A 23582-nucleotide genomic window follows, 5' to 3' on the forward strand; every position below is an offset into this window, starting at 1 on the left:
GGGGCCCCCCCCCCCCCCCCCATGCCGGGACGGCTACCGGTCGCCGCCCCGGCGGGCCAGGTCGATCGTCTCGGCGAGGCGGCCGACCTCCGGGTCCTCGGTCCGCTTCGCCAGGGTGCGGGCCGTCGTCGCGAGTTCGGTGAGGGACGGGGCGTCGGGCAGGGCGCCGGAGCGGCCGTCGCCGGCGCGCAGGGCGTCGGCGAAGTAGGCGGCGGTGGCGGCGACCTGGAAGCGTGCGGGGGCGCTCGGCAGGTCCTGGCGCAGGGCGCCCGTCTCCATCCGGCCCGAGGACTCGTGCGGGGCGCGGGTGGCGGGGTCGAGCCAGCGGACGGTGGCGGTGGCGAGGTGGCCCTCGGCGCCGGGCCGGGTGCGGACGGCGTACAGCGCGGTGACCGTGTGGCCGGGGCCGACCTCGCCGCCGTCGACGTCGTCGTCGCGGAAGTCGTCGTCGGCGACCCGGCGGTCGTCGTAGCCGACGAGGCGGAACTCCTCGACCGTGCGCGGGTCGAAGGCGACCTGGGCCTTGGCGTCGCGGGCGGTCAGGTCGACGTGGAGCGGGAGTTCCTCGCAGAAGACCTTCTCGGCGTCGGCGTCGTCCGAGACGTAGGTGGTGTGGCCGTCGCCCCGGTCGGCGAGGCGTTCCATCAGGGCGTCGCCGTAGTCGCTGCCGACGCCGACGCCGAAGAGGGTGATGCCGTGTTCGCGGCGGGCGCCCGCGACGCGTTCCAGGATGGTGTCGGCGTCGGTGTCGCCGGTGTTGGCGAGGGCGTCGGAGACGAGGACGACACGGTTGGTGGCGCCCTCGCGCAGTCCTTCGACGGCGGTGGCGTAGCCGGTCCCGACACCGGCGCCGAGGTTGGTGGAGTCGGCCGGCTCCAGGCTGTCGACGGCGTCGTGGACGCGGCCGCGGCGGTCGCCGAGGCGGGTCATCGGCAGCACGGTCTCGGCCTCGTCGCTGAAGGTGACCAGGGCGACGGAGTCGTCGTCGCGCAGCCGGTCGGTCATGGTGCCGAGGGACTCCTTGGCGAGGTCGAGGCGTCCGGGTTCGGCCATCGAGCCGGAGACGTCGATCACGAAGGTGAGGGCGGCGGGCGGACGCTCTGCGGTGGCGGTCGTGGCGCGGGTGGCGAGGCCGACGCGCAGGAGGGACCATTCCTCGCCGGTGCGGGCTCCGTCGACGGTCACCGAGAAGCCGTTGCCGTCGGGGCGTTCGTAGTCCTGGCGGAAGCTGTTGACGAACTCCTCGGGGCGGATCGTCGACGGGTCGGGGCGGTCGCCGTCGGCGAGGGCGCGGCGGGCGTAGCCGTAGGAGGCGGTGTCGACGTCCAGGGCGAAGGTCGAGAGGTGGTCCCGGGCGGGTTCCCGCTCCTGGTCCCGGGGCGCGGCGCCGCCGTCGGCGGGGGCGGGGTGGCCCCCGCCGCGCTCGGCGCTGTCGGCGCTGCCGTGCGGGCCGCTCGCGCTGCAGCCGGTGAGCAGCACCAGTGCGGCGGCCGTGCCGGCGAGCAGCCCCCGGATGCGGTGGGTCGTCTCCATCTGCGTTTCCCCCTGCGGTCGTCGACGTCGGCTTCTGTGACTGTGACGCCACCGGGGGCCCGAACGTGCGGCACGGGGTGTTGCGGATGGGTCTCGAAGCGGGCACGGAGGACGCCCGCCGAGACCGGGGGGTGATCTTCCGGATGTCCCGGATGTCTACGAGACGATGTCCTTGCGGGCGAAGCCCCGGAAGGCCAGGGCGAACAGGACGAGCGCGTACGTCACCGAGACGGCGGTGCCCTGGATCATGCCCGCGTACTCGGGGGTGGGCTGGAGGGCGTCGGCCCACGCGAACTGCCAGTGCGCGGGCAGGAAGTCGCGCCAGTGGCCGAGGGCGGTGACGGCGTCGAGGACGTTGCCGACGATCGTCAGGCCGACCGCGCCGCCGACCGCGCCGAGCGGGGCGTCGGTCCTCGTCGACAACCAGAACGCGAGCCCGGCGGTGACCAGCTGGGACACGAAGACGTATCCGACGATCACCACGAGCCGCTGGACGGCGGTGCCCGCGTCGAGGGCGCCGCCGGTGGGGATCGCCAGGGGGCCCCAGCCGTAGGCGGCGGTGCCGACGGCGAGGGCGACCAGCGGCAGCAGGACCATCGCGGCCAGGCTCAGGCCGAGTCCGACGACGAGCTTGGACCACAGCAGGCGGGCGCGCGGGACGGGGGCGGCGAGGAGGTAGCGCAGGGAGGACCAGCCGGCCTCCGAGGCCACGGTGTCGCCGCAGAACAGGGCCACGGGAATGACCAGCAGGAAGCCCGCGGAGACGAACAGGTTGACCGCGGCGAAGTTGGCGCCGGACGCGGTGGCCGTGTCCATCAGGTTGATCCGGTCGCCGCCCTCGCCGCCGCCCGGTTCGCCGCCGATCGCGAAGGCGATGACGAGGACGAACGGCAGGACGGCGAGGACGGCGCCCATGACCAGGGTGCGGCGGCGCCTGAGCTGGCGGGTCAGTTCGACACGCAGCGGCAGGGTGCGCGCGGCGCGATAGCCCGAGGCGGTGGGGGTGGCGACGGGCACGGTGTGTCCGGTGTGCCGGTCCGGCTCGGTCGTCGTGCTCATGCAGAGCCTCCGATCAGGGTGAGGAAGGCGTCTTCCAGGCGGCGGTGCGGGCCGACCGACCGGACGGGCACGTCGAGCCGCACCAGCTCGGCGACCAGGCGCTGGGCGGTGCCGTCGGCGTCGAGGCGGACGAGGAGTCCGTCGTCGGTGCGGACGGCCGAGGCGACGCCGGGCAGCGCGGCCACCTTCTCCGCGACCGGCTCGTCCACGGGGTGGGCGGTGCCGACGAGGAGGGTGTCGCCGGAGCCGACGATCGCGCCGACCGGGCCCGCCTGGACGAGCCGGCCGCGGTCCATGACCACGAGGTGCGTGCAGGTCTGCTCGACCTCCGCCAGCAGGTGGCTGGAGACGATCACCGTGCGGCCGGCGGCGGCGTAGCGGATCATCACCTCGCGCATCTCGCGGATCTGGGGCGGGTCCAGGCCGTTGGTCGGTTCGTCGAGGATGAGCAGGTCGGGCAGGCCGAGCATGGCCTGGGCGATGGCCAGGCGCTGGCGCATGCCCTGCGAGTAGGTGCGTACGGCGCGGGCCAGGGCGTCGCCGAGGCCGGCGATCTCCAGGGCCTCGTCGAGGTGGGCGTCCCCGGCCGGGCGGCCGGTGGCCCGCCAGTACAGCTCCAGGTTCTGCCGGCCGGACAGATGCGGGAGGAAGCCGGCGCCCTCGACGAAGGCGCCCACGCGGGAGAGGACGGGGGCGCCGGGGCGGATGGCGTGGCCGAAGACGCGGATCTCGCCGCCGTCCGGCGTGATGAGGCCCATCAGCATGCGCAGGGTGGTCGTCTTGCCGGCGCCGTTGGGGCCGAGCAGGCCGAGGACCTGGCCCTTCTCGACGCGGAAGGAGAGGTCGCGGACGCTGTAGCGGTCACCGCCCGCGTACTTCTTGCTCAGGTCGGTGATCCGGAGCGGGACCTCGGCCAGCCCCGGGTCGGGGGCGGGGGTCGCGGTGCGGCGGCGGCCCGTGGCCAGCAGGGCCAGGGCGAGGCCCGCGCCCGCGAGGGGCAGCCACCACACCCAGGACGGCAGCGGGGCGGCCGCGGTGCGCACGCCGGCGGCGGTGGGCACCGCTAGGTCGCCCTTCAGGGAGACGGTGTACGTCGCCGGGGCGGCCGGGGAGGCGTAGCCGAGGTCGGTGGAGGCGAGGACCAGGCGCAGGCGGTGGCCCTTGTCGACCTCGTGGTCGACGGCCGGGAGGGTGAGCGTGACGTCCTTGCCGGCCTTCGCGCCCTCGACGCGGATCGGGGCGACCAGCTGGGAGGGCAGCACCTGCTGTCGGCCGTCCGGGCCGACGTCGTAGACCTTGCCGAACAGGACGGCGTCCTCACCGGTCGACCTGACGTGGACGGTGGCCGTCGGGGAGCCGGTGACGCGCAGGTCCGCGGTGAGGGGGGCGGAGGTGAAGGCGGCGAACTGGCCGGGGAAGTCGAGGGAGACGCCGACGCCGAGGGAGGACAGCCGGGAGAGGCCGCCGCCGCCGAGTCCGGGCAGGGCGGACACGGCGGGCGGACTGGCGCCGGGCGGGTTGGCGAAGGACTGCTCGCGGCCGGTGAGGGCGATCGGGCGGACGCCGCCGGTGAGACCGGGGTAGGTGTCGTCGCTCGCGCCGCGCAGGAGGGCGGTGCCGTCGGTGGAGTCGACGCCTCCGGTGCGGGTGACGCGGAAGGCGGGGCCGGTGTCGGCGCCCTTGTCGCCCTTGAGGTGGCGGTCGAACCAGGAGGTGACGCGGGCCCGGACGCGGCTCGCCTCCAGGTCGCCGCCGTCGTGGCCGCCCGCGATCCAGTCGACGTCGACGGGGGCGCCGCCCGCGCGGATCGCCTTGGCGGCCGCGTCGGCCTGGGCGAGGGTGAAGAGGGAGTCGGTCTGGCCCTGGAACAGCAGCGTGGGCGCCTTGATGCGGTCGCCGACGGCGGACGGGGAGCGCGCTTCGAGGAGGGCGCGGGCGGCGGCGTCGGGGGTGCCGGACTCGGCGACCCGCTCGTACATCGCGCACAGGGCGGGCTCGAACCTGGCGCAGCCACCGCCGGTGTTGAAGAAGACGCCGGTCCACAGCTTCTTGAACACGCCGCCGGGGAACAGGGCGTCGGCGAGGTTCCAGTAGGTGATCGCGGGGGCGAGGGCGTCGACGCGGTCGTCGTGTCCGGCGGCCAGCAGGGCGATCGCGCCGCCGTAGGAGGCGCCGGCCAGGCCCACGCGCGGGTCGCCGGCCTTGTCGAGCCGGACCTCGGGCTGCTTCGCCACCCAGTCGATCAGCCGGGAGACGTCGGCGACCTCGCCCTCGGGGTCGTTCAGTCCGATCTTCCCGGTGGACCGGCCGAAGCCGCGCGCGGACCAGGTCAGTACCGCGTAGCCGTCGGCGGCCAGCTCCTCCGCCTGCTCGCGGACGTCCTCCTTGCTGCCGCCGAAGCCGTGGCCGAGCAGGACGGCGGGGCGGCGGCCGGAGCCGCCGGAGGTGAACCAGGAGGTGTCCAGGCGCACGCCGTTCACGGCCATGACCCGGTCGGCGCGGTGCACGGGGGGTGCGTCGTCCGAGGCCACGGCCGTCCAGGTGCCGCCGGCGGCGAGCACGGCGACGGCGGCCGCGGCGGCGATGATCCGCCGCGGCCGCCGCGGTCCGCGCAGTCGAAGATCCATGCGTCAACGGTACGGGGTGAAACTGTCGGACAGTTGTCGACCGGAGACCGAACTCCCCGACCTCCCGTGGGCGTACGGCGGGGGGCCGGCGTACACCAGGCGCGGTACGGGTCAGTCCCGCGCGTCCTCCGGGATCGACACCAGCCAGCGGGTGGCGGGGCGGGGGCGGAGGTAGAGCGCCCAGTAGAGGGTGGCCGCGACGGTGATGCCGCCGGTCCACAGGAGGTGGACGGTCTCCTGCTGGGTCAGGATGTAGGCGAGGACCACGATCAGGAGGGCCGGGACGACCGGCCACAGGGGCATGCGCCAGGCGTGCGTGTGGCGGTGGTCGCCACGGCGGGAGAGCAGCGCGGCGACCGCGACGAGCAGGTACATGCCGGTCACGGAGACGCCGGTGACCCCGTACAGGGTGTCCAGGTCGACGAAGCAGAGCAGGGCGCCGGGGACGCCGACGGCGAGGGTGGCCACCCACGGGGAGCCGAAGCGGCCGAGCTTGGAGAAGACGGCGTTGACCGGCCGCGGCCAGGCCTGGTCGCGGGCGGAGGCGAACAGGACGCGGGAGTTCTGGATGACCATGACGATGCCGGCGTTCACGATGGCGAGGGCCACGCAGAGGCTGACGAAGGTGCCGACGGCCGAGTTGGACCAGGCGGTCACCATGGCGCCGATGTCGCCGCCGGTCAGCTCGGTGAGGTCGGAGGCGCCGAGGGTGATGCCGACGACCGGGACCAGGATGATCACGGTGGAGATGGCGAGGGTGGCCAGGACGGTGCGGGCGACGTTGCGGCGCGGGTTCTCCAGCTCCTCCGACAGGTAGACGGCGGTGGAGAAGCCCTGGGTGACGAAGAGGGCGATGGCCAGGCCGGAGACGATCAGCATGGCCGTCACGGTGTCGGCGTGGCCGTCCGCGCCCGCGACCTCCAGGGAGACCAGGCTGCCCGCGCCGCGCTCGCTGTGGGCGAAGCCCAGCACCGCGACGACGGCCGCCGCGATGACCTCCAGGACCAGGAAGACGCCGGTGATCCAGGCGTTGGCACGCAGGTCGAGCAGGCCCGCGAGGGTGGCGAGCAGCATCACGGCGGCGCCGGCCAGCGACGGGTCGAGGTGGACGACGGGGGCCAGGTAGTCGGCCGTGCCCATGGCGATCACCGGCGGGACGATCATCACGACCAGGAGGGAGAGGACGAACACCAGCCAGCCCGCCAGCCGCCCGGCCATCGTGGAGACCATCGCGTACTCGCCGCCCGCGCTGGGGATGAGGGTGCCCAGTTCCGAGTAGCAGAACGCCACCGCGACGCAGAGGAGGGAGCCGATCGCGATCGTGAGGGCGGTCGCGGTGCCGAGCGAGCCGAACAGGTCGGGCACCACGACGAACAGGGTGGAGGCGGGGGTCACGCAGGACAGGGTCAGCAGGGTGCCGCCGACCACTCCGATGGAACGCTTGAGCTTCTGGGGGCCGTCGTGGGCGCCGGGGACGGCGGTCCCGTCGGCGGGGGCCTGGACGGGGTCCTGGACGGGGCGGAGCGTGTCGGTCATGGAGTTCCGATCGACTGGTGCGGCGAGGTTCGGTCGGGAGCGCTATCGCCTCCGGCGGCTGGGGTGGTACTCGTTGTGGCCGCTCCCGGCGCTGCATGGAACCCCGACGAAAACCGCTGCGTCAATAGGTGTTCATCTACGGAATTCGTTGATCACAGAGGAATTGATAGAGGTATTCCGCAGTGACAGGCAAGCGGCAAAGGGGTGGTGGGCCGTACGGGAACCGTAGGGCGGGAGGTGAAAAAACGTGCCGCCGTCCGCTGTCCGGACGTGTCGGTGGGGGCCGCTAGAGTCTGGGACACAGACGGTTCACAGCAACGGGGTGGGGACGGATGAAGGTCAAGTACACCGCTGCCTGGGTGGGGTTCACGGCGGCGGCACTGGTGGCGGCCACCGGGTGCAGCTCCGACCCGGTCAGGGACACCGCGCGCAAGGCCGCCGAGGTGGCCGACGGCTCCGAGCAGATCATGGCGGCGCTCACGCGCGCGACGGACCGGACCGAGCAGCTCGGCTCGGCCGAGGTCAGGATGACCACCGACATGGGCACCGGTGCCCCCGTCACGATGGAGGGCACCTACTCCTGGGGCGACGGGTACGCGTTCGACGTCGAGATGGACACCGCCGCCGCGCAGATGCAGCAGCTCCAAGACGCTCCGACGACCCGCATGCTGTTCGTGGACGGGGCGTACTACTACGACGTCGACCCGCAGGCCTCCGGCCCCCTGGAGGGCAAGGAGTGGATGAAGGTCGACAGCTCGGCCGTGTTCGGCGAGCAGGGCGCGCAGGCCCTCAGCGGCAGCAACGGCAGCCCGTCGGCGTCCATGAAGGGCCTGAAGTACGCCAACGACGTCGAGGACCTCGGCCCGGAGACGGTGAACGGGAAGGCCACGACCCACTACCGGGCCGTCGTCGACCAGAAGCAGATGGGCAAGTTCAAGGACGCCTTCGGCACCCTCACGGGCTCGGGCGCCACCTCCCTCACGATGGAGGTCTGGGTGGGTGCGAAGGACCTTCCGGTCCGCATGATCCAGGAGTTCGGCACCATCAAGGTCACCATGGACTTCGACAGGTTCGGCGAGACGGCCGCGGTGAAGGCCCCGCCGGCCGCGCAGACCGGTGACCTCACCGAGGCCCTCAAGGAGAGCGGCGCGGCGCAGTGACACGGCGGTGCCCCGTCCCGCGAGGGGACGGGGCACCGTGCCGCCGGCTCAGTGGTTGCGCGGGAAGCCCAGGTCGACGCCGGCCGGGGCGTCGGCCGGGTCCGGCCAGCGGGTGGTGACGACCTTGCCGCGGGTGTAGAAGTGCGTGCCGTCGTTGCCGTAGATGTGGTGGTCGCCGAAGAGGGAGTCCTTCCAGCCGCCGAAGCTGTGGTAGCCGACGGGGACCGGGATCGGGACGTTCACGCCGACCATGCCGGCCTCGATCTCCAGCTGGAAGCGGCGGGCGGCGCCGCCGTCGCGGGTGAAGATCGCGGTGCCGTTGCCGAAGGGCGACGCGTTGATCAGCGCCACGCCCTCGTCGTAGGTGTCCACGCGCAGCACGCACAGGACGGGGCCGAAGATCTCGTCCCGGTAGGCCCTCGCGGTGGTCGGCACCTTGTCCAGCAGCGAGATGCCGATCCAGTGGCCGTCCTCGAAGCCCTCGACGGTGTGACCGGTGCCGTCCAGGACGACCTCGGCCCCCTCGGCGGCCGCGCCCTCGACGTAGGACGCCACCTTGTCGCGGTGGACCTTGGTGATGAGCGGGCCCATCTCGGAGGCCGGGTCGTTGCCCGGACCGATCGTGATCTTCTCGGCGCGCTCGCGGATCTTCGCCACCAGCTCGTCGCCGATCGCGCCGACCGCGACCACGGCCGAGATGGCCATGCAGCGCTCGCCGGCCGAGCCGTAGGCCGCGCTGACCGCCGCGTCCGCCGCCGCGTCCAGGTCGGCGTCCGGGAGGACCAGCATGTGGTTCTTGGCGCCGCCCAGCGCCTGGACGCGCTTGCCGTTGGCGGAGGCCGTGGTGTGGATGTACCGGGCGATCGGGGTCGAGCCGACGAAGGAGACGGCCTTGACGTCCGGGTGCTCCAGGAGCCGGTCGACGGCGGCCTTGTCCCCGTGCACGACGTTGAAGACGCCGTCCGGCAGACCGGCCTCCGCGAGCAGCTCGGCGAGCTTCAGGGACGCCGACGGGTCCTTCTCGCTCGGCTTCAGCACGAAGGTGTTGCCGCACGCGATGGCGAGGGGGAACATCCACATCGGCACCATGGCCGGGAAGTTGAACGGCGTGATGCCGGCGACGACGCCCAGCGGCTGCCGGATCGACGACACGTCCACGCGGCCGGCGACCTGCGTGGACAGCTCGCCCTTGAGCTGGACGCTGATGCCGCAGGCCAGGTCGACGATCTCCAGGCCGCGGGCGACCTCGCCGAGCGCGTCGGAGTGCACCTTGCCGTGCTCGGCGGTGATCAGCTCGGCGATCGCGTCGCGGTTGGCGTCGAGCAGGGCGCGGAAGCGGAAGAGGATCTCCGTCCGCCTGGCCAGCGAGGACTGTCCCCAGGTGGCGTAGGCGTCCTTGGCGGCGGCGACGGCGGCGTCGACCTCGTCGACGGTCGCGAACGCGACCTTGGTGGTGACCGCGCCGGTCGCCGGGTCGGTGACCGGCCCGTACGTGCCCGACGCGCCCTCGACGGACTTGCCGCCGATCCAGTGGTTGACGATCTTCGTCATGACCGAGTGCTCCTTCACAGATGGCGGCGTCGGGTCGAGACGTGCCGTTCGTACAGCTCGCGGGCCTTCACCGCGGACGCTCGGGTCGCGGTCTCGGCCACAGGTACATCCCACCAGGCCTGCGCCGGGGGCGCGCCCGACACTGTGTCTGCCGTTCGGGTCTCGACGTAGACACAAGTGGGAGTGTCGGCGGCGCGCGCCTCGGCGAGGGCCTCGCGCAGCTCGCGGACGGTGCTCGCGCGCAGGACGCGCATGCCGAGGCTGGCCGCGTTGGCGGCGAGGTCGACGGGGAGCGGGGCGCCGGTGAACGTCCCGTCGTCGGCCCGGTAGCGGTAGGCGGTGCCGTAGCGCTCGCCGCCGGTCTCCTCCGACAGGCCGCCGATGGAGGCGTAGCCGTGGTTCTGCACGAGCAGGACCTTGATCGCGATCCCCTCCTGCACGGCCGTGACGATCTCCGTCGGCATCATCAGGTAGGTGCCGTCGCCGACCAGCGCCCACACCGGCCGGTCGGGCGCGGCGAGCTTGACGCCGATCGCGGCCGGGATCTCGTAGCCCATGCAGGAGTAGCCGTACTCCAGGTGGTACTGGTCGCGCGAGCGGGCCCGCCACAGCTTGTGCAGGTCGCCGGGGAGCGAGCCGGCCGCGTTGATGATCACGTCCGACCCGTCGACGACCGCGTCCAGCGCGCCGAGCACCTGCGGCTGCGTCGGGAGCGCGTCGGGCTCCTCGGCCGCGTAGCAGGCATCGACGCGCCGTTCCCAGCGTTCCTTGCCCCCGGTGTACTCGGCGAGGTAGGCGTCCGCGACGCGGTGGCCGTGCATGCCGAGGGCCTCGGTCAGTTCCTGGAGGCCGCTGCGGGCGTCCGCGACGAGCGGCCGTCCGGCGAGCTTGTGGCCGTCGTGGGGCGCGATGTTCAGGTTGAGGAAGCGGACGCCCGGGTGGCCGAAGAGGGTGCCCGAGGCCGTGGTGAAGTCGGTCCAGCGGGTGCCGACGCCGATCACCAGGTCGGCGGTGCGGGCCAGGTCGTCGGCCGTCGCGGTGCCGGTGTGGCCGACGCCGCCGACGTCCTGGGGGTGGTCGTGGCGCAGCGAGCCCTTGCCGGCCTGGGTGGAGGCGACGGGGATGCCGGTGGCGGCGGCGAACTCGGCGAGGGCCTCCTCGGCGCGGCTGTGGTGGACGCCGCCGCCGGCGACGAGCAGGGGGCGCTCCGCCGCGCGGATCGCGGTGACCGCCTCGGCGAGTTCGCCGGGGTCCGCGCCCGGACGCCGTACGGCCCAGACGCGTTCGGCGAAGAACTCCTCGGGCCAGTCGTGGGCCTCGGCCTGGACGTCCTGGGGCAGCGCGAGGGTGACCGCGCCGGTCTCCACCGGGTCCGTCAGCACCCGCATCGCCTGGAGGGCGGCCGGGATCAGGGCCTCGGGGCGGGTGACGCGGTCGAAGTACCTCGACACCGGGCGCAGCGCGTCGTTGACCGACACGTCGCCCGCGTAGGGGACCTCGAGCTGCTGGAGGACGGGGTCGGCGACGCGGGTCGCGAAGGTGTCGCCGGGCAGGAGGAGGACCGGGAGGTGGTTGACGGTCGCCAGGGCGGCCCCGGTGACCAGGTTGGTCGCGCCGGGGCCGATGGAGGTGGTCACCGCGTGCGTGGAGAGCCGGTTGGACTGGCGGGCGTAGCCGACCGCCGCGTGCACCATCGACTGCTCGTTGCGGCCCTGGTGGTAGGGCATCTCGTCGGCGTACTCGACGAGCGCCTGGCCGAGGCCGGCGACGTTGCCGTGGCCGAAGACGCCCCAGGTCGCGCCGATCAGCCGGCGCCGTACGCCGTCGCGCTCGGTGTACTGGGCGGCGAGGAAGCGCACCAGTGCCTGGGCCACGGTGAGCCTGGTGGTCATCGGTAACCCCCGGTGGTCGCGGTGTGGGCCGGGTGGAAGCAGATCCGCCACTCCCGGGTCTCGCCGGGTCCGGCCATGACGTTGAGGTAGTACATGGTGTGGCCGGGCTGGGCGATCGAGGGGCCGTGCCAGCCGTCGGGGACCAGGACGGCGTCGCCGGAGCGGACCTCGGCGAGGACGTCGGAGCCGCCCTCGCGCGAGGGGGACACGCGCTGGTAGCCGAAGCCGTCGGGGCCGTCGATCTCGAAGTAGTAGATCTCCTCCAGCTCCGACTCCTCGCCCGGCCGGTGCTCGTCGTGCTTGTGCGGCGGGTACGAGGACCAGTTGCCGCCGGGGGTGACGACCTCGACGGCGATCAGCCGGTCGCACTCGAAGGCGTCGGCGGAGGCGAAGTTGCGCACCAGGCGGGCGCAGCCGCCGCTGCCGCGTTCCTCGACGGGGACCTCCGGCGCGGGGCCGTAGCGGGCGGGGAGTTGGCGCTCGCACTTCGCTCCTGCCAGGGCGAAGCGGCCTCCCGCGCCGGAGGCGATCTGGACCCGGGCGTCGCGGGGAACGTACGCGAAGTCGGTGACCGACGCGAACACGCTTTCCCTGCCCAGGAGTTGGAACTCTTCGTCGGCTGTGCGCACGGTACATCCACCGTCCAGCGGAAGCACGATCCACTCGCTGTCGCCGGTGGTGAGGACGTGGGTGCCGCCCGGCGGCAGCTCGACGATCCGCAGACTGCTGTGCGTCCAGCCGGCCCGCTCGGGGCCGATGTCGAGCACGTGGTGCGGATCGGCGGTACTGCCGTGCGGAACGTACAACCGGTCGTTCATGCGGCCCTCACTGTTCACGCGCCCCTCACACTCCTCGTCACGCGTCCCTCACACTCCTCGCGCCGTCGTGTTCCCCGCGGCGCCCGGGGAGCACGCGGCCGTCGTGTTGTCCGCGGCACCCGGGGGCCATGTGGCCGTCGTGTTGTCCGCAGTGCCCGAGGACCACGCGGCCGTCGTGTTCCCCGCGGTACCCGCACCCCGTGCGGCCGTCACAGCAGGCCCACGGCGGTGTCCACGGCGGCGGCCACGTCGCCGTCCGCCGGGTAGAGCAGCGAACGGCCGACCACCAGGCCCCGAACGGTGGGGAGCCGCAGCGCCCCGCGCCACTTCTCGTACGCGCCGTCCTGGTCGTCGCCCACCTCGCCGCCCAGCAGGACGGCGGGGAGCGTGGAGGTCGCCATGACCTCGGCCATGTCGTCGGGGTCGTCGGTGACCGGGACCTTCAGCCAGGTGTAGGCGGAGGTGCCGCCCAGGCCGGAGGCGATCGCGATCGACCTGGTGACGGCCTCGGCGGAGAGGTCGTTGGCCAGTTTTCCGTCCGGGGCGCGCCGGCTGATGAACGGCTCGACGAAGACGGGCAGCCGACGGGCCGCCATGGCGTCGATCGCGCGGGCGGTGGACTCCAGGGTGGTGAGCGAGCCCGGGTCGTCGTAGTCGATGCGCAGGAGCAGCTTGCCCGCGTCGAACCCGAGCCGCTCGATGTCCTCGGCGCGGTGGCCGGTGAAGCGGTCGTCGAGTTCGAAGCGGGCGCCCTGGAGGCCGCCGCGGTTCATCGAGCCCATGACGACCTTGCCGTCGAGGGCGCCGAGGAGGAGCAGGTCGTCGAGGATGTCGGCGGTCGCGAGGACGCCGTCCACGCCGGGTCTGGCGAGCGCCAGACAGAGGCGCTCCAGCAGGTCGGCACGGTTGGCCATGGCCAGCTTGCGGTCGCCGACGCCGAGCGCGCCGCGGGCCGGGTGGTCGGCGGCGACGATCATCAGCCGGTCGGTCCCGTCGACGAGCGGGCGGCGGGTGCGGCGGGCGGCGGCCTCGGCGACCGCCTCGGGGCGGTGGGCGCGCAGGCGGACCAGTTCGGAGACGTCGATGGGGGTGGGGGTGGCAGGGGCGGCGGGGGTGGGGGTGGGGACGGTCGTGGTTGTGGGCGCGGCTGCGGCTGCGGGGTCGGTGTCCGGGGGTGGGGTCGCTCCCCCGCGGGCCGCCCTCACCGCACCGCTCCGGCGGCGAGCGCCGCTTCGATCTCGGCGGGCGTCGGCATGGCCGAGGAGCACTCCAGACGGGAGGCGACGATGGCGCCGGCGGCGTTGGCGTGGCGCACGGTCTTCTCCAGGTCCCAGCCCGCGAGCAGGCCGTGGCAGAGGGAGCCCCCGAAGGCGTCGCCGGCCCCGAGGCCGTTGAGGACGCGTACGGGCAGCGGCGGGACCTCGGCACGCCCGCCCGCGCTGTCGAGGGCCAGGACGCCCTCGGGGCCCTGCTTGACGACGGCGAGTTCGACTCCGGCGTCGAGGAGGGCGCGGGCGGCGGCGTGCGGGTCGCGCACCCCGGTGGCGACCTCCACCTCGTCCAGGTTGCCCACGGCGACGGTGGCGTGCTTCAGGGCCTCGGCGTAGAAGGGGCGGGCCGCGTCCGGGTCGGACCAGAACATGGGCCGCCAGTCGAGGTCGAACACCGTGATGCCGGCCTTGGCGCGGTGCGCGAGGGCGGCCAGCGTCGCCGTACGGCTGGGTTCCTCGCTCAGGCCGGTGCCGGTGACCCAGAAGACGCGGGCCTCGCGGACGGCGTCGAGGTCGAGGTCGTGGGCGTCGATCTCCAGGTCGGGCGCCTTGGGCAGGCGGTAGAAGTAGAGCGGGAAGTCGTCCGGGGGGAAGACCTCGCAGAAGGTGACGGGGGTCGGCAGGCCGGGGACCGGGGTCACCCAGCGGTCGTCGACGCCGAAGTCGCGCAGGGCCTCGTGGAGGTAGGCGCCGAAGGGGTCGTCGCCGGTGCGGGTGATCACCGCGGCGTCCCGGCCGAGGCGGGCGGCGGCGACCGCGACGTTGGTGGCGGAGCCGCCGAGGAACTTCCCGAAGGACGTGACCCGCGACAGCGGCACGCCCGTCTGCAACGGGTAGAGGTCCACTCCGATCCGCCCCATGGTGATCAGGTCGTAGGCCATCGAGTTCCCTTCGTATCGGCTCTCCACGGCTTTCTAGTCCCGTACGACGGACCCTGTCAATATTTTGTCCGGACATTCGGACCAGCCCTTGACAGCTCCGCGGTACGACCGCACGCTGACGGCCATGACGTCGTTGTCACCTCAGCCCTCACTCTCCCGCATCCGGGTCGGTTCGGCCCCCGACAGCTGGGGCGTCTGGTTCCCGGACGATCCGCGGCAGGTGCCCTGGCAGCGCTTCCTCGACGAGGTCGCGCTCTCCGGCTACGAGTGGATCGAACTCGGCCCCTACGGCTACCTGCCGACCGATCCCGCCGTCCTCACCGAGGAGACCGCGAGGCGCGGCCTGAAGGTGTCGGCCGGCACGGTGTTCACGGGGCTGCACCACGGCGAGGCCGTGTGGGAGAAGACCTGGGCGCACGTCGCCGACAACGCGGCGCTCGCGCAGGCCATGGGGGCCCGGCACCTGGTGGTCATCCCGTCCTTCTGGCGGGACGACAAGACCGGCGAGGTGCTGGAGCCGGACACGCTCACGCCGGGGCAGTGGCGCGACCTCACCTCGCTGACCGAGCGGCTCGGCCGGCAGGTACGGGAGCGGTACGGGCTGCGGATCGTGGTCCACCCGCACGCCGACACCCACATCGACAGCGAGGAGAACGTCGTCCGGTTCCTGGACGGCACCGACTCCGGTCTGGTGTCCCTGTGCCTGGACACCGGGCACTACGCCTACTGCGGCGGTGACAGCGTCAAGCTGATCGAGACCTACGGGGAGCGGATCGGGTACCTGCACCTCAAGCAGGTCGACCCGGAGATCCTCGCGCAGGTGCGGGAGGAGGAGGTGCCCTTCGGGCCGGCCGTCGCGCGCGGGGTGATGTGCGAGCCGCCCTCGGGGGTGCCGGCCCTGGGGCCCGTGCTGGAGGCCGCGCGGAAGCTGGACGTCGACCTGTTCGCGATCGTGGAGCAGGACATGTACCCGTGCGAGCCGGACGCGCCGCTGCCCATCGCCCGGCGGACCCGGGCCTTCCTGCGGTCCTGCGGGGCGTAGGCGGCCGCGGACGGAGCAGGAGCGGGGCGGGGCGGAGGACGCAGGGGCGGAGGGGTGGAGGAGCGCAGGGCGCAGGAGCGGAGGGGTGAAGGAGCGCAGGGGCTGAGGCCGCCGGGCGCGGCCTTCCCGCCCCCCGCACCTCTTGGGTTCTTTTGTGACACTCACGTCACGAAAGTCCGCCTCCCGTCACCGATGTCGCGACTGCGTCCACACCCCGTCGCACGCTGCCCACAGCCGCTTCCCCTCTGTCACCGTGCGTCGTTGAGCGGGCACAGGCCTGGTGATCGCCAGCGCAGCGCCGGGCTCCCCCCGGCGGCCTCCCGGCCGCCGCCCCGCACGCGCACGGAGGTGCCTCTCATGACCGACCGAAGGCTCTGGTCCTACAAGGAGATCGCGGCACACATCAAGGTGCAGACGGACACCGTGCGGTCCTACCGCAAGCACGGACTGCTTCCCCCGCCCGACCACGTGGAGGCCGGCAAGCCCTACTGGTACGCCGACACCGTCCGCACCTGGGTCGCCGCCCGGCCCGGAAACCGGGGCCGCCGGGACTGACCGCCCGCCCGGGGAACCCTTCCGGACGGGACCGGCCGTCCCGTGCCCCACCGGAAAACCGTTCCGTGCCCCACCCTCGGGTGGGGCACAGTGCCGTGCATGGACCTCTCCGCCCCCTCCGGCTTCTCCGTCAAACCCCTGCTCACCGGCGAGACGACCGTGCTGCGGCCGTTCACCGGAGCCGACGCCGAGACCATGTGGGAGATCATCGGGGATCCCGAGGTCGTCCGCTTCACCTTCCCGGCCGACGGCGAACTCACCCTGGAGCGGCTGCGCTCCTGGTACGCCACGCGCTCCGCGCAGCCCGACCGCCTCGACCTCGCCGTCACCGACCGGGCCACCGGCGAACTCGTCGGCGAGGTGGTCCTCCACGAGTACGACGCGCACTCCCGCACCTGCACCTTCCGCACCCTGATCGGTCCCCGGGGCCGCGACCGCGGGCTGGGCACCGAGGCGACCCGCCTGATCGTCGGCCACGGCTTCGGGCGCCTGGGCCTGCACCGCATCCAGCTGGAGCTGTACGGCGACAACCCCCGGGCCCGGCGCGTCTACGAGAAGGTCGGATTCGTGGTGGAGGGCGTGCGGCGGGAGGCCGCGCCGCGGGACGGGGGCTGGGTGGACGAGGTGCTGATGGCGCTCCTGGACCGGGAGTGGGCCGCCCTCACCGCCACGGCTCGATGACCGTGGCCCCGGCGGCCGGCGCCGTCCCCATCGCCGCCAGCGCGTCCGGTACGGCGTCCAGGGCGATCGCGGACGTCACCAGCAGGTCGGGCCGGAGCACGCCCGCCCGGACCAGCTCCAGCATCGGGGGGTAGGTGTGGGCGGCCATGCCGTGGCTGCCGAGCAGTTCCAGCTCCAGGGCGATGGCGCGGGCCAGGGGGACGGGAGTCGTGCCGTCCGCCGAGGGCAGCAGGCCGACCTGGACGTGCCGGCCGCGGCGGCGCAGACCGTTCACCGAGGCGGCGCAGGTGGCGGGGGAACCGAGAGCGTCGAGGGAGAGGTGCGCCCCGCCGCCGGTCAGTTCCCGGACCGCCGCGGCGGTGTCCGGGGTCTCCCGCGCGTCCACGCACGCGGCCGCTCCGAACGCCCGCGCCAGCTCCAGGGCCTTCGGGGCGACGTCCACGGCGACGACCCGCGCTCCCGAGGCCGCCGCGATCATCACCGCGGACAGGCCCACCCCGCCGCACCCGTGCACGGCCACCCACTCCCCCGCCGCGACCCGGCCCTGCTGGACGACCGCCCGGAACGCGGTGGCGAACCGGCAGCCGAGGCCGGCTGCGGTGGCGTAGGACAGGTCGCCGGGGATCGCGACCAGGTTCACGTCGGCGTGGTCCAGCGCCACGTACTGGGCGAAGGAGCCCCAGTGGGTGAAGCCGGGCTGGGTCTGGCGCTCGCAGACCTGGTGATCGCCCGCCGCGCAGGACGGGCAGCTGCCGCAGCCGCACACGAAGGGCACGGTCACCCGGTCGCCCCGGCTCCACCGGGTGACGCGGGCGCCGGTCGCCTCGACGACGCCGGCGAGTTCGTGGCCCGGGACGTGCGGCAGGCTGATGTCCGGGTCGTGGCCCATCCAGCCGTGCCAGTCGCTGCGGCACAGGCCGGTGGCCTCGACGCGGACCACCACGCCGTGGTCCGCGGGCCGCGGGTCGGGCACCTCCCGGACCTCGGCCGGCTCCCCGTACCGCTCGAACACCACAGCCCGCATGTGCGGCTCCTTCCACCGTCCCGGTCACCGCCGCCCGCTGCGCGGGGGAGATCACCGTGAACGCTAACGCCCGGTCCCACCGCCCCGACGTACGGGGTTTCGCAGCACGCCCTAGCCGCGCGCCCCCACCGCGTCCGGTTCCGGGGCCGGTGCCGCGGTCGGGGCCGGCTCTCCCTCGCTGAGGCCGAACCGCTGGTGGAACCTGCGCAGCGGGGCCGGCGCCCACCAGGTGGCCCTGCCGGTGAGGCGCATGATGGCCGGGACGAGCAGGCTGCGGACGACCATCGCGTCCATCAGGACCGCGAGGGCGATGCCCAGGCCGAGCATCTTGGTGTTGGTGACCCGGGAGGTGCCGATCGCGACCATCACCACGGCCAGGATGACCGCCGCCGCCGTGATGAGACCGCCCGTGCGCTGGAGGCCCAGCCGGACCGCCCCCTCGTGGTCGCCGCTGCGGTCGTGCTCCTCCTTGATGCGGGAGAGCAGGAACACGCCGTAGTCCATGGAGAGGCCGAAGGCCACGCAGAACATCAGGACCGGCAGGGTCGTCTCGATGGAGCCGGTGCCGGTGAAGCCGAGCAGGCCGGAGAGGTGGCCGTCCTGGAAGACCCACACCACGGCGCCGAACATCGCGGTCAGACTGAGCGCGTTGAGCAGGACGGCCTGGACCGGTATCAGCACGCTGCCGGTCAGGAGGAACACCAGGAGCAGGGTGACCACGGTGATGAAGACCGCCGCCAGGGGAAGCCGGCCGCCTATCGCGTCCTTGGAGTCGACCAGCACGGCGGCGGCGCCGGTCACCTTGGTGTCGAAGGGGGCCTCGGTGGCGCGCAGGTCGCCCACCAGCCGCTGGGCGGCGGCGTCGACGGCCTCGCCCTCGGGCTGCACCGTGAAGTAGGCCGCGTCGCCGTGCACCAGCGGGCCGTCCACGCGGGCGACTCCCGGGAGAGCGGCGACGCGCTCCTTGTAGGCGGCGTACTCGGCCGGCGTGGCCCTGCCCTCGGCGAGGACCTCCAGGCCGCCGCCGGGGCTGCCGGGGAAGCCGTCCCTGATGTGCTGCTGCACGACGTGGGACTCGGCGGAGGAGGGCAGCTGACGGTCGTCGGCGGTGCCGAACTTCACGCCCAGGAAGGGCAGTCCGAGCAGGACGAGGACGGCCGTCGTGCCCAGCGCGAAGAAGGGGGCGCGGCGCATGACGAGGGTCGCCGCGCGCCCCCAGGCCGTGCCGGCGTCCGGGCCGGGGGCGGCGTCCTTCGCCCGCCCGCGCTGGAACAGGCGGCGCAGGTCGAGGGAGTCGACCCGGTGGCCGAGCAGGACCAGGGCCGCCGGGAGCAGGATCAGCGCGGCGGCCGCGGCCAGCAGGACGACCGCGATGCCGGCGTAGGCGAAGGAGCGCAGGAAGTACTGGGGGAAGACGAGCATCGCGGCCAGCGAGACCGCGACCGTGAGGGCGGAGAACAGCACGGTGCGGCCGGCCGTGCGCAGGGTGGTGCCGATGGCGGCCGCCGGGTCGGCGCCGCCGGAGAGTTCCTCGCGGAAGCGGCGGACGATGAACAGGGCGTAGTCGATGGCGAGGCCGAGACCGAGGGCGGTCGTGAGGTTCATCGCGAAGACGGAGACGTCGGTGAACTCCGTGAGGCCGGCGAGGACCGCGTTGGTCCCGAGGATGGCGACGATGCCGATGCCGAGCGGCAGCAGGGCGGCGACCGCGCTGCCGAAGACCATCACCAGCAGCACCAGCGTGACCGGCAGGGCGATGAGCTCGGCGCGGGTGAGGTCCTCCTGGATGATCGTCTGCATCTCGTGCCGCACGGCCACGATGCCGCCGACCCTGACCTCCAGTGGCCCCTGGGTGCCGCGGTAGGAGGGGGCGATGCGGTCGAGGGTCTCGCCCATGGTCTTCTCGTCGCCCGTGATGCGGGCGGCGATCACCGCCTCGTGGCCGTCCTCCGCGCGCAGGGCGAGCGCCTTGGTCTGCCAGTAGGAGCCGACGCCCACGACGCCCTTCTCGGCGGACAGCCGCTCCGCGAGGCGGGTGGCCTCGGCGGTGACGGCCGGGTCGTCGACCGAGGCGCGGCCGGAGCCGACGAGCAGCAGCAGATTGGGCTGGGAGTCGGGGAACTCGCGCTCCAGGGCCTCGGTCGCGTAGGTGGACTCGGCGTCCGGGTCCTCCCAGCCGCCGCTGCCCAGTTTGCCGGCGACCCCGCTGCCCGCCAGCACCGCGAGCACGGTCAGCACCAGGGCGGCGAGCAGTGACAGCCCGGGCCGGGCGGTCACGAAGCGGGTCCAGCCCCCGACCCGCGGCGGACGGTTGACTTCGGTCATCGTGCGGTGTCCCCTCACCATGATTGGACGTGACCCGTGCCGACGTGAGCAGGCAGCATGGGTCACCACTGCCATAGACTGGCAAACACGAGACATCGCTCGCGTTTCACTGGGATCAGAATGCGAGCGACCACTCGCGTTTGTCAATCGCGTTCGGATAGCTGGGGAAAACTCGTGCCCGAAACCGCCGAGAACCAGGCGAAGGAACAGCCGCGCCGCCGCCAGGCCCGCGGCGAGCGCCGGATCGCCCAACTCCTCGAGGCCGCCGCCTCCGTCTTCTGCACCACCGGCTACACGGCCGCGAGCACCAACGCGATCGCCCGCGAGGCCGGGGTCTCCCCCGGGACGCTCTACCAGTTCTTCCCGAACAAGGAAGCGATCGCCATCGAGCTGGGCGACCGGCTGATGCACGAGATGCGCGACGCCTACGGCGAGGCACTCGCCCCGGTGGACCCCGCGACCCCGCTGGAGGAGGCCGTCCGCGCGGCCGTCGACCGGTTCATCGCCTTCAACTGCGACCACCCGGTGTTCTTCACCCTCATGCACGGCCCCGACATCCCCGGCCGCATCGCCGAGGAGCACGACGCGCTGCACGTCACCCTGCTCACCCGGATCGAGGGCCTGCTCTCCTCGCTGCTGCCCGACGTCTCCCCCGCCGACCTCTCCCGCACCGCCCGGATGTCCCTGGGCATCTACAAGGCGGGCCTGGAGCTGATCCTCGCCCACGAGGGCGCCGAGCGGGAGGCGTACGTCCAGGAGCTGAAGAACGCCCTCGTCCGCTACCTGGAACCGCTGACCGGCGGACGCTCCGGTCACGGCGGGGCGCCTTTGGGGAATACCCCCTAGGGGTATAACCTGGGCGAAGTGGAGGCCCTCGGGGGCCACCCCGGCCGACCCAGGCCGACCCACGGCAGGCCAGGTCCGCTGCCGGCCACTCACCCCACCCGCCTCGACGAGGAGTAACGAGATGACCGCCCACACCGACACTCCGGGAACCGTCACCGCCGTCTACAAGGTGAGCGGCATGAGCTGCGGTCACTGCGAGGGCGCCGTCTCCGGCGAGATCTCCGGGCTTCCCGGCGTCACCTCGGTGAAGGCCGTCGCCTCCACCGGCGAGGTCACCGTCGTCTCCGCCGCCGCGCTGGACGACGAGGCCGTGCGCGCCGCCGTCGACGAGGCCGGCTTCGAGCTGGCCGGCCGCGCCTGAGACGTCCCCGACAGCGGGCCGTGCCGACCGGTGGACACCGGCCGGACACGGCCCGTTCCGCTCCCTGGAGCCACGGACGCGTCCAGCACCCCCACGGCCGCTCAACCCGGTGCCCGCCGGGGCGGGGACGGCCTCCTCGTCCGCGTTCGCGGTGAAGAACGGTTCGCGGCCGCGGACGTCTCACCGGCGCGGTGCGAAGTGCGCCGCGGACGCTTCACGGACCCGGTGCGAAGTGCCCGGAAGTTACCGGCGATTAGGACCAAGTCGAGACCACGGTCCCCCTGGAGTCCGGCGCGAGCCTCACATAAGCTCTTCACAAGGCTCGCGCATCATCCTTACGCATGGGCCCCGATCGCCGTATCCGGGCTCTTGCGCATCTAACGGGACATACGCAAGAGACACAGATCACAGTGATGTGAACGTAACCATCGAAGGGGTGCGACGGTCTAAGTTGGCGATGTCGGGAAGCGTCTTGGGGGGCGCGGACTGACATCTGGGGATGTCTTGGGGGACTTCTCCAGAGATGCGTTGCCGGGGCACGCACACCGGGAAGCTTTGAGCGGCCCTCCCAGCGTGCGCTGTCCCGGCAGACCGCACACGGCAGGAGCATCACACGGCAGGAGTACGACGAGTCCCGCTCGTCCCGCTCACCTCCCGCCGCACGACAATCACATACGGCATCAGCGAATTCAGGCGCTGTGTCCTCCAGACGCCCGGCCGGATCCCGTGGGGGGAATCCGCACCGGGACATGGGAAGGCGCCCTGGTCGTCGGCCCGTGGGGGGACCGACGCACCAGGGCGCCTTCTTCATGCCTGCGGGGCTTCATGCCGGCCGGGCCCTGAGGCGTCCCGCGCCCTCGCGCCGCGGGGCGGGTACGGGGCCGCCCTTTCGGACAGCCCCTTGGCCACGCGCCCGCACGACCCGGGCACTGGGGCACCCGGGAAAGGTGCCCCGCACGACAGGTGTCAGCGCTCCTCGACCGGGACGAAGTCGCGCTCGACCACACCGGTGTAGATCTGACGCGGGCGGCCGATGCGGGAGCCCGGCTCCTTGATCATCTCGTGCCACTGGGCGATCCAGCCCGGCAGCCGGCCGAGGGCGAACAGGACCGTGAACATCTCGGTCGGGAAGCCCATGGCCCGGTAGATCAGGCCGGTGTAGAAGTCGACGTTCGGGTAGAGGTTGCGCGAGACGAAGTAGTCGTCGGAGAGCGCGTGCTCCTCCAGCTTGAGCGCGATGTCCAGCAGCTCGTCGGACTTGCCGAGGGCGGAGAGGACGTCGTGGGCCGCGGCCTTGATGATCTTCGCGCGCGGATCGAAGGACTTGTACACCCGGTGGCCGAAGCCCATCAGGCGGACGCCGTCCTCCTTGTTCTTCACCTTGCGGATGAAGGAGTCGACGTCGCCGCCGTTGGCCTGGATGCCCTCGAGCATCTCCAGGACGGACTGGTTGGCGCCGCCGTGCAGCGGGCCCCACAGGGCGTTGATGCCGGCCGAGATCGACGCGAACATGTTGGCCTGCGAGGAGCCGACCAGGCGGACCGTGGACGTCGAACAGTTCTGCTCGTGGTCCGCGTGCAGGATCAGCAGCTTGTCGAGCGCGGAGACGACGACCGGGTCCAGGTCGTACTCCTGCGCGGGGACCGAGAAGGTCATGCGCAGGAAGTTCTCGACGTAGCCGAGGTCGTTGCGCGGGTAGACGAACGGGTGGCCGACCGACTTCTTGTAGGCGTAGGCCGCGATCGTCGGAAGCTTGGCGAGCAGGCGGACCGTGGAGAGGTTGCGCTGCTTCTCGTCGAACGGGTTGTGGCTGTCCTGGTAGAACGTGGACAGCGCGGAGACCACCGAGGACAGCATGGCCATCGGGTGGGCGTCGCGCGGGAAGCCGCGGTAGAAGTTCTTGACGTCCTCGTGCAGCAGGGTGTGCTGCGTGATGTCGTTCTTGAAGACGGTGAGCTCGTCGACGGTCGGCAGCTCGCCGTTGATCAGGAGGTACGCGACCTCGAGGAAGGTCGACCGCTCGGCCAGCTGCTCGATCGGGTAGCCGCGGTACCGGAGGATGCCCTGCTCGCCGTCGAGGTAGGTGATGGCGGATTTATAGGCGGCGGTGTTGCCGTAGCCGCTGTCCAGGGTCACGAGACCGGTCTGGGCGCGAAGCTTCCCGATGTCGAAGCCCTTGTCGCCGACGGTGCTGTCGATCACCGGGTAGGTGTACTCGCCGTCGCCGTACCGCAGTACTACAGCGTTGTTGGTGTGCTCGCTCACGTCATCCCTCACCGACGTTGTGCCTCTTCTTCGAGGTTGCCCTGACTTTCTCTACCATCCCCCATTTGGCGCAGGAGAGTGCACTCGGGGTCGGCCATTGGGCTTATCCACGGCACTCAGTGCCGCCAACTTGCTCATCCTGCCGCCTCCGTCAC

At 72.7% G+C, this 23582-nt stretch carries 18 protein-coding genes; 6 read left to right on the plus strand and 12 right to left on the minus strand.

Annotated elements, in window-relative coordinates; genetic code table 11:
- Nucleotides 1–33: 33 nt before the first annotated feature.
- The 4 genes from ACF09K_RS06530 to ACF09K_RS06545 form a co-directional block, all read right to left on the minus strand.
- The gene (locus tag ACF09K_RS06530) at nt 34–1533 is read right to left on the minus strand and encodes a von Willebrand factor type A domain-containing protein (RefSeq protein ID WP_392241377.1); all 1500 of its coding nucleotides are present in this window, start codon (nt 1531–1533) and stop codon (nt 34–36) included.
- A gap of 156 nt (nt 1534–1689) precedes the next feature.
- On the minus strand, nt 1690–2592 hold the full coding sequence (locus ACF09K_RS06535; protein WP_392241378.1) for an ABC transporter permease: 903 nt from the start codon (nt 2590–2592) through the stop codon (nt 1690–1692).
- Nucleotides 2589–5219 (minus strand): alpha/beta fold hydrolase, encoded by a 2631-nt coding sequence (locus ACF09K_RS06540; RefSeq protein WP_392241379.1) that lies wholly within the window; start codon nt 5217–5219, stop codon nt 2589–2591. The genes ACF09K_RS06535 and ACF09K_RS06540 overlap by 4 nt, the downstream gene beginning before the upstream one ends.
- A gap of 111 nt (nt 5220–5330) precedes the next feature.
- Nucleotides 5331–6755 (minus strand): APC family permease, encoded by a 1425-nt coding sequence (locus ACF09K_RS06545; RefSeq protein WP_392241380.1) that lies wholly within the window; start codon nt 6753–6755, stop codon nt 5331–5333.
- Between the two features lie 332 nt (nt 6756–7087).
- Between ACF09K_RS06545 and ACF09K_RS06550 the strand changes: the two genes are divergently transcribed.
- Entirely contained in the window at nt 7088–7915 is an 828-nt protein-coding gene (locus ACF09K_RS06550; protein WP_392241381.1) for a hypothetical protein, read from the plus strand.
- A gap of 48 nt (nt 7916–7963) precedes the next feature.
- Here ACF09K_RS06550 and mmsA read toward each other — a convergent pair whose 3' ends face one another.
- The 5 genes from mmsA to iolC all read right to left on the minus strand — a co-directional run bounded on the left by mmsA (nt 7964) and on the right by iolC (nt 14328).
- Nucleotides 7964–9466 (minus strand): CoA-acylating methylmalonate-semialdehyde dehydrogenase, encoded by a 1503-nt coding sequence (mmsA, locus tag ACF09K_RS06555; protein ID WP_392241382.1) that lies wholly within the window; start codon nt 9464–9466, stop codon nt 7964–7966.
- A gap of 14 nt (nt 9467–9480) precedes the next feature.
- Entirely contained in the window at nt 9481–11358 is a 1878-nt protein-coding gene (iolD, locus tag ACF09K_RS06560; protein WP_392241383.1) for a 3D-(3,5/4)-trihydroxycyclohexane-1,2-dione acylhydrolase (decyclizing), read from the minus strand.
- A complete protein-coding gene (gene iolB, locus ACF09K_RS06565) occupies nt 11355–12176 on the minus strand; it encodes a 5-deoxy-glucuronate isomerase (RefSeq protein WP_392241384.1) in 822 nt (273 codons plus the stop codon). The genes iolD and iolB overlap by 4 nt, the downstream gene beginning before the upstream one ends.
- A gap of 209 nt (nt 12177–12385) precedes the next feature.
- Nucleotides 12386–13261, minus strand: a complete 876-nt coding sequence (locus ACF09K_RS06570) for a deoxyribose-phosphate aldolase (protein ID WP_392241639.1) — start codon at nt 13259–13261, stop codon at nt 12386–12388.
- 116 nt (nt 13262–13377) lie between these two features.
- Complete coding sequence (gene iolC, locus ACF09K_RS06575) at nt 13378–14328, minus strand: 5-dehydro-2-deoxygluconokinase (protein ID WP_392241385.1); 951 nt, start codon at nt 14326–14328, stop codon at nt 13378–13380.
- A gap of 124 nt (nt 14329–14452) precedes the next feature.
- Between iolC and ACF09K_RS06580 the strand changes: the two genes are divergently transcribed.
- The 3 genes from ACF09K_RS06580 to ACF09K_RS06590 all read left to right on the plus strand — a co-directional run bounded on the left by ACF09K_RS06580 (nt 14453) and on the right by ACF09K_RS06590 (nt 16606).
- Nucleotides 14453–15370 (plus strand): sugar phosphate isomerase/epimerase family protein, encoded by a 918-nt coding sequence (locus ACF09K_RS06580; protein WP_392241386.1) that lies wholly within the window; start codon nt 14453–14455, stop codon nt 15368–15370.
- 357 nt (nt 15371–15727) lie between these two features.
- Nucleotides 15728–15925, plus strand: a complete 198-nt coding sequence (locus ACF09K_RS06585) for a helix-turn-helix transcriptional regulator (protein ID WP_392241387.1) — start codon at nt 15728–15730, stop codon at nt 15923–15925.
- A gap of 99 nt (nt 15926–16024) precedes the next feature.
- Complete coding sequence (locus ACF09K_RS06590; RefSeq protein WP_392241388.1) at nt 16025–16606, plus strand: GNAT family N-acetyltransferase; 582 nt, start codon at nt 16025–16027, stop codon at nt 16604–16606.
- Here ACF09K_RS06590 and ACF09K_RS06595 read toward each other — a convergent pair.
- On the minus strand, nt 16587–17630 hold the full coding sequence (locus ACF09K_RS06595; protein ID WP_392241389.1) for a zinc-dependent alcohol dehydrogenase family protein: 1044 nt from the start codon (nt 17628–17630) through the stop codon (nt 16587–16589). The two genes, ACF09K_RS06590 and ACF09K_RS06595, sit on opposite strands and share 20 nt — an antisense overlap.
- Nucleotides 17631–17741: 111 nt before the next feature.
- On the minus strand, nt 17742–19955 hold the full coding sequence (locus tag ACF09K_RS06600) for an MMPL family transporter (RefSeq protein WP_392241390.1): 2214 nt from the start codon (nt 19953–19955) through the stop codon (nt 17742–17744).
- A 174-nt stretch (nt 19956–20129) separates the two neighbouring features.
- Here ACF09K_RS06600 and ACF09K_RS06605 point away from each other — a divergent pair, with 174 nt between their 5' ends.
- Both ACF09K_RS06605 and ACF09K_RS06610 read left to right on the plus strand, forming a co-directional pair.
- Nucleotides 20130–20801, plus strand: a complete 672-nt coding sequence (locus ACF09K_RS06605) for a TetR/AcrR family transcriptional regulator (protein ID WP_392241391.1) — start codon at nt 20130–20132, stop codon at nt 20799–20801.
- 121 nt (nt 20802–20922) lie between these two features.
- Nucleotides 20923–21162 (plus strand): heavy-metal-associated domain-containing protein, encoded by a 240-nt coding sequence (locus ACF09K_RS06610; protein ID WP_392241392.1) that lies wholly within the window; start codon nt 20923–20925, stop codon nt 21160–21162.
- A 966-nt stretch (nt 21163–22128) separates the two neighbouring features.
- Here the strand turns inward: ACF09K_RS06610 and ACF09K_RS06615 are convergent.
- Complete coding sequence (locus ACF09K_RS06615) at nt 22129–23427, minus strand: citrate synthase (protein ID WP_392241393.1); 1299 nt, start codon at nt 23425–23427, stop codon at nt 22129–22131.
- Between the last annotated feature and the right edge of the window lie 155 nt (nt 23428–23582).

Source organism: Streptomyces sp. NPDC014882, from assembly GCF_043081325.1.
Lineage (GTDB): Bacteria > Actinomycetota > Actinomycetes > Streptomycetales > Streptomycetaceae > Streptomyces.